Consider the following 16,821-nt stretch of genomic DNA (forward strand, 5'->3'; position numbering starts at 1 on the left):
CCGCCTCCTGCTTGAATTCCAATGTGTAGCGCGCCCTCGGCGCAGCCTTCGGCTTCGTCATTTCCGCTCTCCTTGCTGACATTGCATCACTCAGCATGGGAGACGGTTTCTGGGGGCAAGGTCAGAACAGCTCTCGTGCGCTGTGAATTGAGGTCTCATTGCGGATGCCTTCCCGCAGCCACCGTTGCGCTGTCTCGCCTTCCCACCAGCGCTCGTCCTCGTAGCCGCCAGCCTCCATGAAGCAGCGGAACTCCGCGTTCGTCACCGGCGCAAACGCCATGCTGAACTCGGTCAACTCCACCGGGGTCAGCGGCTTCTCGTCCGCGTCGCCATCCTCGCTGCCGATCACGTACCGCCCCGCCGGCACCGTCACCCACTGCTTCGGCCATAGATACCGTCCATGCGGCCCCACGCGCTCCTCAAAACGCGGATCTCCCAGATCTCCCAAGATCTCCCCCGCCTCAATCCGCCACCGCAGATCCACCGCCGGATCGCGACTGCGCGCCAGCAGCGCCGCGCGCAACGCCTCCAGCCGCGGCGTGCCCTTCAGCCGCTCCATCCCGCGCAGCGCCGCCCGCCCGGCCAGCGCCAGATTGACCCCGCTCAGATGGTCGATCCACGCCGCCACCGCCGCCCCGCCGTCGTCGAGCCGCGCGGCCATCTGCACCGCCAGCTTCACCGACTCCTCCCACGCCGACACGCCCGGCCCGGGCAGCGGATCCTGCACCGCCAGCGCCCGGACCGCCTCGTCCAGCCCGACCGGCTCCGGCGCCCGCAGGTCCGGCAAGCCCGCCGGGTGCTTCAGCGGCAGGTCGCGCAGGCCGCGCGCGGCGTGGAACTCCTGCCAGAGCTGGTGCGTGTAGCGGAAACGCCCGGAGAGTTCGACCTCGGCGATGTGCAGCGCCTGCACCGCGCCGAGCCAGGCGCGGCGGTCCGACGGCGCGGCCAGCCACGGCGCCACCTCGTCCTCGTCCACGCTGACCTCGGTGCCGTCGCTGGCGCGGTGCATCCGCGTGGCCTGCCGGTCCAGCCCGGCGACGAGCTGGCCCTTGGCGGGGAGCTGGTGCAGGTGGCCGAGCCAGTAACCCTCGTCGGCCAGTTGCGCGTGTTCGCGGTCGGTCAGCAAACCCGGGTGCTCCAGCTCCCGCCGCTGCTTCGCGCGGCGCAGCCGCTGCCACGCCATGCCGCCGAACAGCTCGGCCCGGTCCGCCGCCGGCCGCCCGAGCGCGCCGGTCAGGCTGCACTGCGCATCGAGGTTGAACGGCAGCGCGCACAAGGCTGTCAGCGTCGGGTCCTCCCGGATCGCCGGCGCCAGCATGTTGTCCGGCCCGAGGCGCAGCAGGCAGAAGCGCTCGATCTGCTCCAGGCTCCACGGCGCCAGCCGCGCCTGCCGCACCGTCAGGCCTTCGCTGCTGAGCGTGGCGCTGTAGTCGAGCGTGCGCACGCTGAAGATCGGCGCGGCGCTGCGGTCGGCCGGCAGTGCCGCCGCCCACGCCGCCCAGCGCCCGGTGGCGGCGCGGAAGGCCTCGGCGGTCGGCGCCTGGACCTCGTTGAGGCCGTCGAGCAGCCAGCGCAGCCGGTGGGTGCGCGCGAGTTCCTCCGGTGCGGGCAGGGCGGGATACAGCCGCTGCCACTGCGCCGCCAGCCACGCCGCCGGATCGGCCACGTCATGCTGACAGTCCGCCAGCCGCTGCCACAGGCACAGCTCCGGCAACGGCTCGCCCCTCGCCAGCGCCCGCAGGCCGGCGCGGGCCATCAGCAGCTCGTGGTGCTGCAGCACGGTCGATTTCCCCGACCCCGGCTCGCCGATCAGCACCCAGCCGCGCGTGTCCGGCTCGGCCGCCAGCAGCGCCTGCAGCGACGCGTGGCGCACCGGCTCGAAGCGCTGGCCGTCGTGCTGCGGGCCGTGGTCGATCATCAGGTCGAGGTTGACGAACTGCTGGTCCAGTTGCCGCCCCGCGACGCACCAGGCGGCGAAGCGGTGCAGCAGATAGCCGCGCAGGCCGTGGACCTTGGCGTTGTAGACCGTGGCGACGAGGGAGGAATCCAGCGGCTCGTCGCTCTCCAGCAGGATGGACAGCAATCGTTGCTGATCGGTGCTCAACGGCTCCTCGATGGGCGCCACCGATGGAGGCGGGCCGTCGAGTGCCTTGCTGATCCACTCGCGCAGTCGTTTGTCGAATTTCGTCGCCAGATCGGCCGCGCCTTCGTGGTCGTTGATGCCTTTCAGGATCGAACCCTCGGGCGTCTTGCATTCCTTGAAGAACCGCTTGACGCGCTGGTACTGCGTCCAGTGGCGCTCGGATTCGTCGTCGCTCCAGTCGTTGTCGGCCTGCCACCGGCTGGTGTCGCGGTAGACCCAGACCTCTTGCACGCGACTGCCCGGAACGTCCGAGCGGTGCAGCTCCCATTCGGTCCCGGTCCACGGATCCCCGTCGGGCGACAGGCCGTAGTGGTGGCCATCGTCCCGCTCCGGCAGCGGCGAGCCGAACACGTGCCGGAACAGCCCGACGACCAGATCACAGTCGGCCGGATCGCCGACGTACTCGACCACATCGGCCTGAGGATTCCGCCGGAACGACACCGGCACCGGTCGGTCGGGATCGTCCCAGCGCCGCAGGTCGATCTCGACACGGTGTCGATAGGCTGGATCGCTGGCCACCGACTGGACGGTTTTTGCAACGACCTGCCGTGCCTCGGCCGTGTCCCACGGCGAAGCCAGGAAGATGCGGATGGTGCGGCGGCTCATGCGAATGTCTCCCTCCCGATTTGTGCAGATTGTCGGGCATGGCTGCGCGGGGGCGAGAATCGGGCTTCCGCTCGCCCGACGAGTCTGCCCTGGAGAATCCATCCTCATGAAATGGCGCGAACTGCTCGACCAATGGAGCCTGACCGGGCTGAAGATCAACGTCGGTGTCCTCAACGCCGAGTTCAAGCCGAACGACCCGGACCGCGACGCGGCATGGTCGCTCTACATCGAACTGGTCACCCGCATCACCACGCAGCCGCTGCCGCGCGAGCAGGGCGACGAGGCCACGGCGCTGACGTCGATCTACAGCCTGTTCGGGCTGACCCGCGACATCCTCAAGGCACCCGGCGCCCGCCACGCCCGCGAGTTCGCCAAGATCGCCGTCGTCGTGCTGAACCAGAAAGTGCGCCCGTTCACCGCGAAGTGGCACAGGCTGTCGCTCGCCGGCGCCTTCGACGACGCCGCGCAGCGCACCGTGTTCCGCGACGAGCTGGAGGCGCTGCAGGTCGAGCTGCTGCACTACACGCGCCTGCTCGGGCACATGGCGGGGGTGGAGGGGGAGGATGATCTGACGCGGATCGAGGCAGCCTGAGCTTCCATCAAACTGCACGGTCTGTAGGCAACAATTTCTGTGCCAGCTCGTTCATCCAGGGGGCAATTGGTCTGACAGCGTCGGACGTGGCGGTCGCAGGCGTTAAGGCGGGTACGAACAGTGTGTGGCCGATGTGTTCGCCCAGCGCCCGATATGCCTCGAACTGCTGTTCGCTGAAGAGCTGCTGCGCCGTGCTTTCGTGAGGAAAAGTGGGGTGTTCCTGGCGGTAGTGGTGCAGGTATTCGGACTCGTCGCCGGTCATTGATGACTTGACGTATAGCAGCAGCCCGGTGGTCGATTCTCCGGGGTACTTGATGGAGGCCATCACGAAATGCGTGCTGGTCAAGCCTTGCTGGTCTGGCCGCAGATTCGTCAGGTCCGGCTCGATGTGGACGCCCAGGTCGATGGCGGCCATGCGCACGAGGTTCAGCAGCCCGCCGAAGTGGTGCTCGGGATCGCACTCGCCGTCAATGGCGATGATGTATCGGCAGTGGCGGCGCAGCAGTTCGTAGAGCCCGAGGTTCTCGATGTGGCCGCCGTCGGAGAGGTTCAGCCAGTGCTGGCGCTCGTCCATGCGCCAGCCGGTCATCTCGCGTAGCAGGCAATCCAGGGCGGGTGGCATCAGGTGTTCGATCCAGCCCGGGGCATTGCCCGGCCACCTCAGCCAGTGCCCCAGCCGCCAGCCCAGCAGGCTCATCGGCATCGCGAGTCGGCGCCGCGTGAGTGTGCCCATGTGCGGTGAGGCTGCAGCCGCGGAAACCGTCATTGCCGTGGCCAGCGTGATCGGTGGATGCAGATCGGTGGTCCGCCGCCAACCGGTCACGGCGCTTCCGCACCAGTGTCGACTGAGCACAAACAAGTCGCTTCGCCGGCCGCGCAACTCTTCGCGGAGGCTGTCTGGGACATTCAGGGCGGTGTTGACGAGGAGGTAGGGCGCGTCAGAGGCTTCGGCACTCGGCGAATCTGCCAGCAGCCTCGCCTTGTCCTTGCTCCGCAGGAACGTCCTGGCCAGGCGCTGGCGGTAATAGTGATGCAGGCCGGCCGTGTTGATGTCGATGTGGTACCAGGCCCAGACCGTCAAGACCAGCAGGACGGTGAGGAACAGGCCATGGGGAATCGAGGCTTCAGACCACCAACTGTCGAGCAGTTCCGTCAGAGGGATGGTCCGGATCATCCAATCGCCATCCACCCACCAGCCTGCACCGATCGCCAGGCTGGCAGCCAGGACCGACAGGCCGAGCGCGCATTGCTGAAGCTTGTGGACTGCGCACATCGGATAGGCCGATGTCAGTCGCACCAGCAGGGCCAGGACAAACGTGCCCCCGCAGATCGGCCAGAACGCGGCGTCTGTCGTGTACGCGCGGATGCCGTTCGCCATGGCCGCAATGGGCAGGAGACTGAGCAGAAGCCACAACAGTCCGCCAAGGCCGCCCAGCAGCAGCAGGGCAGCCACCGGGCCGAGCAGCAGGTTGAGGGTGATCTGCAGGATTGTTTTCAGCCGGCCCTCGGTCAGGTACTTGCTGTGGTTGCGCAGGTGTCTCACGGCGGAGGACTCCTGGTCACCCTGCTTCTTCAGGACCTCCAGGCCATGGGTTTCCAGAAAGCAGCCCAGGTAGCCGCCGCCCGACACGGTGGACATCAGGTCGATGTCTTTCAGTTCGACCTTGGCGGCCAGCGTCTGCAGCACACCCAAGCTGAACGTCGCGGAGCGGATGCCACCACCAGACAATGCCAGGCCGATGGCGTCGGTCCCCGCTTCACCAAGTGTCTGTCCCGGGCTGCGCAGGCGTTGACGCCGGCTTTCGACGGCATCGCGTTCCGTTTCGTTGATCTGATCTTGCGAAGGAATACCGTATCGCAGCGATTCGGTTGATGGCAGGGGCGGTTGTAGGCCGTCGGCGATCCGAGGGCATTGCATGCCTGCGATAGCGGCCAACTCCTGTGCAAGCTCGCGCAGCACCTGCTGAATGCTCTGCAATTCAGCGCGAAACTTCAGGCATTCATCGGTGCTGCGCAGGCGTCCGATTTCCTTCCTGCGATGCCACTTGGCGGTGAACGGGCGCACCTGATGATTCAGGACGTTGAGCGTGATCCTGGCACTTTCATGGCAGCCGGGATGAGACGCAATGGTCTTGCGGGCGTCCTTGAAAAAATTCGCCACGCTGTCCAGGGCGGTCGCCTCGTCGCCGTGGAGCAGCGGCAGGGGCTGGGTGGTGATGCGGGTGGTCAGTTCTATGCATAGTTGCCACGCTACCTTGGCATCTGTGGTGGGGGAATCGGCTCTGCTCATGGGCTGCATCTTCCGCCAAAATCCTGTCAGTTCGAGTGGGTATGGCGAACAAGGCAGGACATGAAGACAGCTGCATCGACCTGCGCGTCTTCATCAGCTACCGCCCGAGGCGGGCTGGCGCACACCTGGGCCCAGGCGGTGCAGCGTGATCTGATCGTGCGGGGGGCCGAGGCGTGATGAGACCGGAGTGCCGGAGGGCGACCCGCCGCAAGGCACCGCGTCGCCGGCCACGCTGGCTCGCAAGCTGGCTGAGCACTGACCCACGACCACCCCGAAGCCCGCCCCGTTGACCGCTGCTGTGCCGCCCGACGCCGCCCGCGAGCGTGAAGTCCGCTGGCTGAACGACCTGCTGAGTGGCGAGTTCTCCGACCGCGAGGCCCGTTACGTCGCGGTGGAAGGCCGGATGCGCCGCGCCGCTGAGGCCGAGCGGGCGCTCAAGGGCCTGCGGATGCCGACCGGGATGGTGCTGAAGGCGTTCGGCGGGAAGCCCGTGGCCACGGTCAGCTTGCTGCCGCTGAATCCTCCGCAGGTGTCTGCGCTGCTGCATCGCTCGCTGATCCTTCTGTACGGACCAGACCGGGGGCCACGCCGTGCTGAAGAGAAATTCTGGGTCCACAGCGGGATCGGACCCGCCCGCTGCTTCCTCAATCTGGGGTTGAGGTTGGTGCGGGGTGTCGTCCCCGTATTGACCCGGCGCAACGCCGCGGCCGGCGCCGACAAGGGCGTTCCCGGTGGCGCGGGTGCGGGCGCGCGGTCATCATCGGCGGGGTGCCGGATCTCAACGACATTCGCCTTTCGCCCAGGAGACATCGCCGATGACCCCCGAGGAACTGCGCCAGCGCCAGGCGCCGATCAAGGCGCGCTACCGTGCCGAGCCGGCCGCCGCGCGCCAGACCTTTCGCGCCGAGGCGCTGCTGCATCCCGAGAAGCCCTCGTGCCGCATCGAGACCCGCTTCGCGGCCTTCGACGCCGGGCTGCATCCGGCCGCCGGCGGCGAGGGCGGCGAGGCCTGCTCCGGCGACATGCTGCTCGAGGCCCTGGCGGCCTGCGCGGGCGTCACGCTCAATGTGGTGGCCACCGCCACCGGGGTGGTGCTGCGCACCGCGCGGGTGATCGTCGAGGGCGAGAGCGATTTCCGCGGCACGCTGGGGCTGGCGCGCGACGTGCCGGTCGGACTGAGCGCGCTGCGGCTGCGCTTCGAGGTCGATGCCGATGCCTCCGACGAGCAGCTCGCCACGCTGCTGAAGCTGACCGAGCGCTACTGCGTCATCGCGCAGACGCTGCGCGAGCCGCCGCCGCTGGAGGTGACGCTGCAGCGGCTGGCGCCGCTGCCCGGGACCTGAGCGGGCCCGGGCCCGGGGTCAGTCGTCCTTGCGCGGGCCGGAGACCTTGGTGCGCATCAGCCGGCCCTTCTCGCGCTCCCAGTCGCGCTTCTTCTCGGTGTCGCGCTTGTCGTGCTCGGCCTTGCCCTTGGCCAGCGCGATCTCGGCCTTCACGTAGCTGCCCTTGAAGTGCAGGTCCAGCGGCACCAGCGTGAAGCCCTTCTGCTCGACCTTGCCGATCAGCCGGCGGATCTGCTCCTTCTTCATCAGCAGCTTCTTGGTGCGGTCGGCCTCCGGACGCACATGCGTCGAGGCCGAGCGCAGCGCGTTGATGCGGCAGCCGATCATGAACATCTCGCCGTCCTTCAGCACGATGTAGCCGTCGGTGAGCTGCACCTGGCCGGCGCGGATGGCCTTGATCTCCCAGCCCGACAGCACCACGCCGGCCTCGAAGCGTTCCTCGATGTGGTAGTTGAAACGCGCTTTCCGGTTCTCGACGATGCTCATGGCTTGGGACGGGTTCGTTCTGGGACTCAATACAATCCGGGCATTGTATGAAGCACGTCAAGAAGTCCGTCCTGCTCTGGTACTCGCCGCGCGAGATGTTCGATCTCGTCGTCGATGTGGCCAGCTATCCCAAGTTCCTGCCCTGGTGCCAGAAGGCGGAGGTGCTCGGCGACGAAGCCGGAGCGGTGACCGCGCGGCTGCACCTGGCCTATGCCGGCGTGCGCCATGCGTTCACCACCCGCAACAGCCATGTGCCGGGCGAGTCGGTGACGATGAGCCTGGTCGACGGGCCGTTCTCGCGGCTCGACGGCTCCTGGCGCTTCATCCCGATCGGCACGCCGGCGGCCTCGCGTCCGGAGGCCGGGCCGCAGGCCTGCCGGGTCGAGTTCGAGCTGAGCTACGCCTTCTCGAGCCGGCCGCTGGAAATGGTGGTCAGCCCGGTGTTCGACCGCATCGCCAACACCTTCGTCGATGCCTTCGTCGCGCGGGCGGAGCAGGTGCATGGCCGGCGCTGAGATCACACCGTCCGTCACGCCGATCGCCGCGCCGGCGAGCCTGCCGATGCAGGTCGAGGTCGCCTTTAGCCCGGGGCCGCGCCAGATCGACCGGGTGCGGGTGATGCTGCCGGCCGGCGCCAGCGCGGCGCAGGCGCTGGCGGCCAGCGGTCTGGTGGCGCGTCATGCCGCGCTGGCCCGCACCGAGGGCCTGGCCTTCGGCATCGGCGGCCGCCTGGTCGCGCCCGAGGCACCGATGCAGCCGGGCGACCGGCTCGACATCTGCCGGCCGCTGAAGGTCGATCCGAAGGAGGCGCGCCGCCAGCGCTACCGCGCCCAGGGCGAGGGCGGGCGCCGGCGCGTCAGCGGCAGTCGCTCGCGATGACCTCGCGGGCGCGGCGCAGCTCGGCCGCGCGCTGGCCGTCGTCGAGGAACTCGCGCTCGCCGCGCTCGTTGGTGCGCGTCAGGCGCTGGCCGGATTCGACGGTGCGCGCGTAGTCGCGCGCACGGGCGCAGTTGTCGGCGCGCTGGCGTGCCTGGCGCTCCTCGTCGGCGCGGCGGGTGGCGTCTTCCTGGGCCCGGCGGCGGGTCTCGCCGGCGGCCGGCGTCGATGCGGCGGCCGAGGCCGGCGCGGCGCTGCCCGTGCTGCCGGGCACGGGGCCGGAGGCGCCGGTGCCCGGCGGACCGGAGACGGTGCCCGTGCCGGGGGTGCGGGCGGCGGCCGGCCGCGTCAGGATGTCGCGGTCGGGCACGGTGGTCGGGGGAGGGCGGTCGCTGTACTGCACGCGGCCCTGGGCATCGCGCCACTTCCACTGCGCGGCCGCGGGCGAACTCGGCATCAGGCCGCCCAGCACACCCAGGAGCGACAGCAGCAGGGCCGGCATCCGCGCCCGGAGCTGGAAATTCGAAGGCGAAGACATGCCTCGAAGTGTAGTGCGGCGGCCCGCGCCGCACATGTCCGGATCATGAGGACTGGGAAGAGGCTGTAACCGGTCCGTATAATCTCCTTTTGCGTCTGGAGCCCCTTCCCATGCGCCTTCTCGGCAAAGCCCTGACCTTCGACGATGTGTTGCTGGTCCCCGCGTACTCCCAGGTGTTGCCCCGCGACACCTCCCTGGCGACCAAGCTGTCGCGCAACATCACGCTGAACCTGCCGCTGGTGTCGGCGGCGATGGACACCGTGACCGAGGCCCGCCTGGCGATCGCGATCGCCCAGGAAGGCGGCATCGGCATCGTCCACAAGAACCTCAGCCCGAAGCAGCAGGCGGCCGAGGTCGCCCGCGTCAAGCGCTATGAATCCGGTCTGCTCAAGGACCCGATCACCATCGCGCCGAACGCCCGCGTGCGCGACGTCATCGAGCTGTCGCGTGCCCACGGCATTTCCGGCTTCCCCGTCGTCGAGGACGGCCGGGTGGTGGGCATCGTCACCGGCCGCGACCTGCGCTTCGAGACCCGTCTCGACGCCCCGGTGCGCGACATCATGACCCCGCGCGAACGTCTGGTCACCGTCAACGAGGGTGCCTCGCTGGCCGAGGCCAAGGCGCTGATGCACACGCACAAGCTCGAGCGGGTGCTGGTGCTCAACGAGCAGTCGGAACTGCGCGGCCTGTTCACCGTCAAGGACATCACCAAGCAGACCAGCTTCCCGAACGCCGCGCGCGACGCGCAGGGCAAGCTGCGCGTGGGCGCGGCCGTCGGCGTCGGTGACGGCACCGAGGAGCGCATCGAGCTGCTGGTGGCCGCCGGCGTCGACGCGCTGGTGGTCGACACCGCGCACGGCCACAGCCACGGCGTCATCGAGCGCGTGCGCTGGGTGAAGAAGAACTTCCCGCAGGTCGACGTCATCGGCGGCAACATCGCCACCGGCGCGGCCGCGCTGGCGCTGGTCGAGGCCGGCGCCGACGCGGTCAAGGTCGGCATCGGCCCGGGCTCGATCTGCACCACCCGCATCGTCGCTGGCGTGGGCGTGCCGCAGATCACCGCGATCGACAATGTCGCTACCGCGCTGGCCGGCACCGGCGTGCCGCTGATCGCCGACGGCGGCATCCGCTACTCGGGCGACATCTCCAAGGCGCTGGCCGCGGGCGCGTCGACCGTGATGATGGGCGGCATGTTCGCCGGCACCGAGGAAGCTCCGGGCGAAGTGATCCTGTACCAGGGCCGCAGCTACAAGAGCTACCGCGGCATGGGCTCGATCGGCGCGATGAAGGCGGGTTCCGCCGACCGCTACTTCCAGGAAAACGACGAGACCACCAACCCGAACGCCGACAAGCTGGTGCCGGAAGGCATCGAGGGTCGCGTGCCCTACAAGGGCTCGGTGCTGGCGATCATCTACCAGATGGCCGGCGGCATCCGGGCCACGCTGGGCTACTGCGGCTGCGCCTCGGTCGCCGAGATGCACGACCGCGCCGAGTTCGTCGAGATCACGTCCGCCGGCATCCGCGAGAGCCATGTCCACGACGTGCAGATCACCAAGGAAGCGCCGAACTACCGGCTGGAGTGATCGCCTCGTGAGCGCTGCTGACGCGAAGGTGCCGCGCCCACGGGCCGCGGCCATGCCCTTCATCATGCTGACGGTGCTGATCGACATGGTGTCGATCGGCCTGATCATCCCGGTGCTGGCTCCGCTGGTGGGCACCTTCACCGGCGACCAGGGCGACCATGCCTTCTGGTATGGCGTCATCACCTTCGCGTTCGGCTTCGCCAGCTTCTGGGGCTCGCCGATCCTGGGCGCGCTGTCGGACCAGCACGGGCGCCGCCCGGTGCTGCTGCTGGGCTTCTTCGGCCTGGCGCTGAGCTTCATCGTCACCGGCCTGGCCACCGCGCTGTGGATGCTGGTGGCGGTGCGGCTGATCAGCGGCGCGATGCAGGCCAATGCGGCGGTCGCGCAGGCCTATGTGGCCGACATCAGCGCGCCCGAGGAGCGCGCCAAGCGCTTCGGCATGCTGGGCGCGATGTTCGGCATGGGCTTCGTGCTCGGGCCGGTCATCGGCGGCCTGCTCGGCGCGATCGACCTGCATCTGCCCTTCTTCGTCGCCGGCGGGCTGGCGGTGCTCAACGCGATCTACGGCGTCTTCGTGCTGCCGGAGTCGCTGCCGCCCGAGAAGCGCCGTCCGGCCGACTGGAAGCGCGCCAACCCGCTGACCTCGCTGCGCCAGCTGCGCGACCTGCACGGCATCGGCGCGCTGGTCACGGTGATCGCGCTGGCGGGGCTGGCGCAGTTCATCCTGCACACCACCTGGGTGCTCTACACCACCTTCAAGTTCGGCTGGGGGCCGAAGGAGAACGGCTGGTCGCTGTTCGCCATCGGCGTGATGTCGGTGCTGGTGCAGGGCGGGCTGATCCGGGTGGCGCTGAAGCGCTCGACGCCGCAGCGCATCGCCGTCATCGGCCTGCTGTCGTCGACCGTCTGCTATGCGCTGTGGGGCGCGGCGACCGAGGCCTGGATGGTCTACGCCATCATCGGCATGAATGTCTTCGGCTTCATGACGCAGGCGGCCATCCAGACCCTGGTCTCCAATGCCGCCGACGACAGCGCGCAGGGCCGCGCGCTCGGTGCGGTGGCCTCGCTCAACAGCGCGATGCAGGTCTTCGCGCCGGTCATCGGCGCGGGCCTGCTCGGCCTGGTGTCCGACCTGCCCCGGGGCGACTGGCGCATCGGCGCGCCGCTCTATCTCTGCTCGGCGCTGACGCTGGCGGCCTTCGTGCTGGCCGTGCGCCATTTCCGTCGCCATCCGGCCTTCGTCCCCCCTTCGGCGCCGCATGCGGTCTGAGTCCGTCCGCCCGGCGCCGTCCCGAATCGCATCGCATCGAACCGCTTCGCCCATGCAACACGACAAGATCCTCATTCTCGACTTCGGCTCGCAGGTCACGCAGCTGATCGCCCGCCGCGTGCGCGAGGCCCAGGTCTACTGCGAGATCCATCCGAACGACGTCTCCGACGAGTTCATCCGCAGCTTCGCCCCGAAGGGCATCATCCTGTCGGGCAGCCATGCCTCGACCTACGAGGACCACCAGCTGCGCGCGCCGCAGGCGGTCTGGGACGCCGGTGTTCCGGTGCTGGGCATCTGCTACGGCATGCAGACCATGGCGGTGCAGCTCGGCGGCGAGGTGAGCTGGTCCGACACCCGCGAGTTCGGCTATGCCGAGGTGCGCGCGCATGGCCACACCACGCTGCTGAAGGACATCCAGGACTTCGCCACGCCCGAGGGCCACGGCATGCTCAAGGTCTGGATGAGCCACGGCGACAAGGTCACTGCGCTTCCGCCCGGCTTCAAGCTGATGGCCAGCACGCCCAGCTGCCCGATCGCCGGCATGGCGAACGAGGACAAGGGCTACTACGCGGTCCAGTTCCACCCCGAGGTCACGCACACGCTGCAGGGCCAGGCGATGCTGACGCGGTTTGTCCGCGAGATCGCCGGCTGCCGCGGCGACTGGATCATGGGCGACTACATCGCCGAGGCGGTGCAGAAGATCCGCGAGCAGGTCGGTGACGAGGAAGTCATCCTGGGCCTGTCGGGCGGCGTCGACTCGTCGGTGGCAGCCGCGCTGATCCACCGCGCCATCGGCGACCAGCTGACCTGCGTCTTCGTCGATCACGGCCTGCTGCGCCTGAACGAGGGCGACATGGTCATGGACATGTTCGAGGGCAAGCTGCACGCCAAGGTCATCCGCGTCGACGCCTCGGCGCTGTTCCTGGGCCAGCTCGCCGGCGTGACCGACCCCGAGCGCAAGCGCAAGATCATCGGCGGCCTGTTCGTCGACGTCTTCAAGGCCGAGGCCGAGAAGCTCAAGGCCAGCGGCCAGGGCCACAAGGGCGCGACCTTCCTGGCGCAGGGCACGATCTATCCGGACGTCGTGGAAAGCGGCGGCACCAAGACCAAGAAGGCCACCACGATCAAGAGCCACCACAACGTCGGCGGCCTGCCCGAGCAGCTGGGCCTCAAATTGCTGGAGCCGCTGCGCGAGCTGTTCAAGGACGAGGTCCGCGAGCTGGGCGTGGCGCTGGGCCTGCCGCCCGAGATGGTCTACCGCCATCCCTTCCCGGGCCCGGGCCTGGGCGTGCGCATCCTGGGCGAGGTCAAGCCCGAGTACGCGCGTCTGCTGCAGCGCGCCGACGCGATCTTCATCGAGGAGCTGCGCGCCACGATCGACCCGGCCACGGGAAAAAGCTGGTACGACCTGACCAGCCAGGCCTTCACGGTCTTCCTGCCGGTCAAGAGCGTCGGCGTGATGGGCGACGGCCGCACCTACGACTATGTCGTGGCGCTGCGCGCGGTGCAGACCAGCGACTTCATGACCGCCGACTGGGCCGAGCTGCCGTACAGCCTGCTGAAGAAGGTGTCGGGCCGCATCATCAACGAGGTCCGCGGCATCAACCGCGTCACCTACGACGTCTCGAGCAAGCCGCCCGCGACGATCGAGTGGGAGTGATCCGCGCAGCGAATCGCCGCATGCGGCGCTGACCGGGCTTGACCCGGCGCGGCCCGGGGCAGCAGGGTGCGGTGCGATGATCGGCGGGATGGCAGCCGTGCCGTCCCCTCGTGTCTTCGCCTCGCCTTGCTCCAGGAGTCCCGCGCATGCGCCTGCCGCTGCTCCCGTCCGTCCCGTCGTCGGCCCGCCCGTGGCTGCTCCCGGCGCTGCTGGTGCCGATGCTGATGCTGCCCGGGCCGGGCGCGGCGGCCGAGCCGCCTCCCGCGGCGGCGCTGCTCTGTGCGCCTGACCAACCCCCCGGCCAGTGGCTGGCGCCGACCGCCGCCGCGCCGCGCCTGCTGCCCGCCGCCGAGCTGCTGGGCTGGATGGCCGAGGCGCAGGCGGTGCTGCTCGGCGAGCGCCACGACAGCGCCGAGGACCACCGCTGGCAGCTCCAGGTCCTGGCGCAGCTGCATGCGCGCCGGCCGGCGCTGGCGCTCGGGCTGGAGATGTTCCCGCGCCGGCTGCAGCCGGTGCTCGACGACTGGGTGGCCGGCCGGCTGTCGGAGGCCGAGTTCCTGCGCCGCTCGGAGTGGGACCAGGTCTGGGGCTTCGACGCCCGCCTGTACCTGCCGCTCTTCCATTTCGCCCGGATGAACCGGCTGCCGATGCTGGCGCTCAATGTCGAGCGCGGCGTGGTGGCCCAGGTCGGCCGGCGCGGCTTCGACGCGCTGGACGAGACCGCGCGCGAAGGCGTCGGCCGCCCGGCCGCGCCGCCGCCGGCCTACCGGCAGATGCTGGAGCAGGTCCTCCAGTCCCACCCCGGCCCGGGCGATGCGGCCGGCGCCTCGTCCGCGCCGGCGCCGGACCCGCAGGCGCTCGAGCGCTTCATCGGCGCGCAGGCCTTCTGGGACCGTGCAATGGCCGAGGTCATCGCTGCGCAGCTGGCGCGCGAGCCCGCGCGGCTGGTGGTCGGCATCCTGGGCGGCGGCCATGTGCGCGACGGCCACGGCGTGGCGCACCAGCTGCGCGACCTGGGCGTGCAGCGCATCGGCGCGCTGCTGACCTGGGAGCGCGGCGAGAGCTGCCAGGCCCTGGGCGAGACGCTGGCCGACGGCCTCTATCTGATCGACCCGCCCCGCGACGACGCCCCGCCGCGCCTGGGCATCGCGATGGCGCCCGATGCGCAGGGCGTGCGCCTGCGCGCCGTCACCCCCGGCAGCCTGGCCGCCGCCGCCGGCCTGCGCGAGGGCGACCTGATCACCGAAGCCGCCGGCCGCCCGCTGCGCAGCCCCGACGCCCTGCGCGCCCTCGTGCAGCGCCAGCCGCCCGGCACCTGGCTGCCTTTGACGGTGCAGCGCGAGGGGTCGGGGAGGGCACCTGAGGCGCTGGAGGTGGTGGTGCGCTTCCCGGCTGGGGGCTGATTTCTCGCACGGGCGGCCCCCGCCGCGATCGCCTTTCGCGCCGATGGCTTCCTGCACCGAGGCTTCCTGCACCGAGGCTTCCTGCATCGGCAGCCTCCCGCATCGACCGCTCCCCGCTCCTGATCCGGCACCCCCTCACACCCCCGTCATCCTCGCGAAGGCGAGGACCCACGGCCACCGCCGCGCCCATAGACGAAAAAACGCGCAATCGCTATGCTGGCCGCCGCCGCCACAAAAACAACAGCGGCATCAACGTCAAACCCCGCCACAGGGTTTCGGGTCGAGTCTTCCAGGGGAGAACGCATGCACGGTATGGCCAAAGCCAGCGAACTGGCGCGCGCCCGCGGGTTGAGCTTTTGTCGCCCCATGGTGCGCGCCGGGCAAGCGCTGCGCCTATTGGCAGAATCCTCTGTGCCGGGCGCGGTGCGAGGGGATGGCCCTTTCATTCGTTAGACCCCACAACTCCTGGAGTCCTCATGCCAACTGCACCAACACCCACACTCGGTGACTACATAGCGATGTGGGGCGTTCAAGACGGATTGCTTCAGCAGTATCGGGTCATCTTCATCACCATGCAGTCTGTATTCCTGTCGTTCGCAGTCACCTCGCTCTTTGCTGGATCAGCCGCACCGGCAGAGGCCTCAGCCCTCAGCAAATCAGTGTCCCCGTTGATGCTGATCGGTGACGGGCCGGTCCTTCCAATTGCAATTTTGGCGGTAGTAGCGATCTACGTGATTCGCCAGCTCTGGGTGCCCCTCTGCAGGGCCCGCGCCGACGCAGTCTCTCTGGCGCAGTTTCTTGCTCTCCAGGTGGAGGCGGGTGGCGTCCCTGAAGCGCCAGTCAAGACACTGAAAGACTTTCAGGCAGGTAACCGGAAGGACATAGAAGCCAATCTCATCTTTCAAGGTCTGCGAAAGAGCCCGGGTAGGGGCAAGATGGAAATAGTACTTCCTCGCGTGTTCTACATTGCTTGGGCCGCCATTCTGATCGTACTGGCGTTCAAGTACGGCTACATCGCTCTTCTTCCACGCGGGGTCTAACATGGCGCTGCACCGGACACGCCACGGCGTGCGGCCCTGGCCGCGCGGCCGCCAAGTTCCATCATCGGCCGCACGGCCAGGTCCACACGCCGCGTCGCGCCGGTGAGCTCTACTACAAGGGCATCCCCGCGAAGTCAACAAAACCTCTCCGGGCGGGTTTTCATGAAACCCGCCTGAGCAGCGTTCAAACGATCCAACCAACGCACACAAAACCAGCGACTGACAGGGGGAACAAGGTGCGGACTGCAAAACTACAACCGGTCTTTGCCGCGGCTGTCTGTGCCGCCGACCCTGATGAAAGACGCGCGTGGGGGCTCCATTCGTTAGCCGAGGTTGCTCTTGCGAGCTTGCCTCCGAAATATAGCCGAGCACTCCCCACGCAGGTCTGACCTTGTTCCATCAACGCAGGCATCACGCGGTGGCAGATTCTTCCTTCACGGTGTCGGATGAGACATTCGAAATCGGTTCGACGGGCCGGTTCGGCTCACGTCACGGGTTTGAAGTCTTCGCCCTTGGCGAGCATCGCCCAGGCCATGCGGGCATTCTTGGCTGCGACGGCGACGACGGCCTTCCAGTAGCCGCGCCGCTCGGACAACGCCACCGCCCAGCGGCTGAGCCGGTCCTTCTTCCTGGCCGCAGCGGCCAGCGTGGCGCGTGCCCCCAGGATCAGCAGCGTTCGCAGATCACTGTCGCCGGCCTTGGTGATGCGCCCAAGACGCTGCTTGCCGCCGGAGCTGTATTGCCCCGGCACGAGTCCGAGCCAAGCGGCGAGCTGTCGGCCGTTGGCGAAGTCGTGGCCGTGGCCGATGCTGGCCAGCAGCGCGCTGGCGGTGGTCGCGCCGATGCCGGGCATCTGCATCAGGAGGCGCGAGCGGTCGTCGGCACAGGCCATGACCTGGATGTGCTCGTCGTAGGCGGCCACGCGCTCATCGAGCCGGCGCAGTTCGTCGAGCAAATCCATGCAGGCCGTCCTGGCCCAGTGGGGCAAGGT

General features: G+C 68.9%; 14 protein-coding genes. 9 read left to right on the top strand and 5 right to left on the bottom strand.

The window, feature by feature from the left end:
* Positions 1-121: 121 nt before the first annotated feature.
* A complete protein-coding gene (locus HZU84_RS19145) occupies positions 122-2,749 on the bottom strand; it encodes an SUMF1/EgtB/PvdO family nonheme iron enzyme (RefSeq protein ID WP_149503342.1) in 2,628 nt (875 codons plus the stop codon).
* 106 nt (positions 2,750-2,855) lie between these two features.
* On the opposite strand from HZU84_RS19145, the gene HZU84_RS19150 reads away from it, so the two are divergent.
* Positions 2,856-3,341, top strand: coding sequence for a hypothetical protein (locus tag HZU84_RS19150; RefSeq protein WP_149503343.1), 486 nt, complete (start codon positions 2,856-2,858; stop codon positions 3,339-3,341).
* A gap of 7 nt (positions 3,342-3,348) precedes the next feature.
* Here HZU84_RS19150 and HZU84_RS19155 read toward each other — a convergent pair whose 3' ends face one another.
* Positions 3,349-5,631 carry a patatin-like phospholipase domain-containing protein gene (locus HZU84_RS19155; RefSeq protein WP_180693087.1) on the bottom strand — a complete coding sequence of 761 codons (2,283 nt, stop codon included), beginning with the start codon at positions 5,629-5,631 and terminating at the stop codon, positions 3,349-3,351.
* A gap of 815 nt (positions 5,632-6,446) precedes the next feature.
* Between HZU84_RS19155 and HZU84_RS19160 the strand changes: the two genes are divergently transcribed.
* Positions 6,447-6,974, top strand: coding sequence for an OsmC family protein (locus HZU84_RS19160; protein ID WP_149503344.1), 528 nt, complete (start codon positions 6,447-6,449; stop codon positions 6,972-6,974).
* An 18-nt stretch (positions 6,975-6,992) separates the two neighbouring features.
* Here the strand turns inward: HZU84_RS19160 and smpB are convergent, their stop codons facing one another.
* A complete protein-coding gene (gene smpB / locus HZU84_RS19165; RefSeq protein WP_149503345.1) occupies positions 6,993-7,460 on the bottom strand; it encodes an SsrA-binding protein SmpB in 468 nt (155 codons plus the stop codon).
* A gap of 47 nt (positions 7,461-7,507) precedes the next feature.
* Here smpB and HZU84_RS19170 point away from each other — a divergent pair, with 47 nt between their 5' ends.
* Positions 7,508-7,975: a type II toxin-antitoxin system RatA family toxin gene (locus tag HZU84_RS19170; RefSeq protein ID WP_149503346.1), complete on the top strand. Its 468-nt coding sequence runs from the start codon at positions 7,508-7,510 to the stop codon at positions 7,973-7,975.
* Positions 7,962-8,339 (top strand): RnfH family protein, encoded by a 378-nt coding sequence (locus tag HZU84_RS19175; protein ID WP_244954466.1) that lies wholly within the window; start codon positions 7,962-7,964, stop codon positions 8,337-8,339. The genes HZU84_RS19170 and HZU84_RS19175 overlap by 14 nt, the downstream gene beginning before the upstream one ends.
* Here the strand turns inward: HZU84_RS19175 and HZU84_RS21035 are convergent.
* Positions 8,317-8,874, bottom strand: coding sequence for a DUF4124 domain-containing protein (locus HZU84_RS21035; RefSeq protein WP_180693088.1), 558 nt, complete (start codon positions 8,872-8,874; stop codon positions 8,317-8,319). The genes HZU84_RS19175 and HZU84_RS21035 overlap by 23 nt on opposite strands.
* A 110-nt stretch (positions 8,875-8,984) precedes the next feature.
* Between HZU84_RS21035 and guaB the strand changes: the two genes are divergently transcribed.
* The 5 genes from guaB to HZU84_RS19205 all read left to right on the top strand — a co-directional run bounded on the left by guaB (position 8,985) and on the right by HZU84_RS19205 (position 15,830).
* Positions 8,985-10,457, top strand: a complete 1,473-nt coding sequence (gene guaB, locus HZU84_RS19185) for an IMP dehydrogenase (protein ID WP_149503348.1) — start codon at positions 8,985-8,987, stop codon at positions 10,455-10,457.
* Between the two features lie 7 nt (positions 10,458-10,464).
* Complete coding sequence (locus HZU84_RS19190; RefSeq protein ID WP_244954467.1) at positions 10,465-11,727, top strand: MFS transporter; 1,263 nt, start codon at positions 10,465-10,467, stop codon at positions 11,725-11,727.
* Positions 11,728-11,779: 52 nt separating this feature from the next.
* Positions 11,780-13,387, top strand: a complete 1,608-nt coding sequence (guaA, locus tag HZU84_RS19195) for a glutamine-hydrolyzing GMP synthase (RefSeq protein WP_149503349.1) — start codon at positions 11,780-11,782, stop codon at positions 13,385-13,387.
* 146 nt (positions 13,388-13,533) lie between these two features.
* A complete protein-coding gene (locus HZU84_RS19200; protein WP_219341016.1) occupies positions 13,534-14,790 on the top strand; it encodes a ChaN family lipoprotein in 1,257 nt (418 codons plus the stop codon).
* Positions 14,791-15,266: 476 nt separating this feature from the next.
* A complete protein-coding gene (locus HZU84_RS19205; RefSeq protein WP_149503350.1) occupies positions 15,267-15,830 on the top strand; it encodes a hypothetical protein in 564 nt (187 codons plus the stop codon).
* Between the two features lie 484 nt (positions 15,831-16,314).
* Here the strand turns inward: HZU84_RS19205 and HZU84_RS19210 are convergent.
* A partial coding sequence (locus HZU84_RS19210) for an IS110 family RNA-guided transposase (RefSeq protein WP_180693089.1) occupies positions 16,315-16,821 on the bottom strand: 507 nt, incomplete at its 5' end.

The sequence above is a fragment of the Sphaerotilus sulfidivorans genome (assembly GCF_013426975.1).
Taxonomy (GTDB): Bacteria; Pseudomonadota; Gammaproteobacteria; order Burkholderiales; family Burkholderiaceae_C; genus Sphaerotilus; species Sphaerotilus sulfidivorans.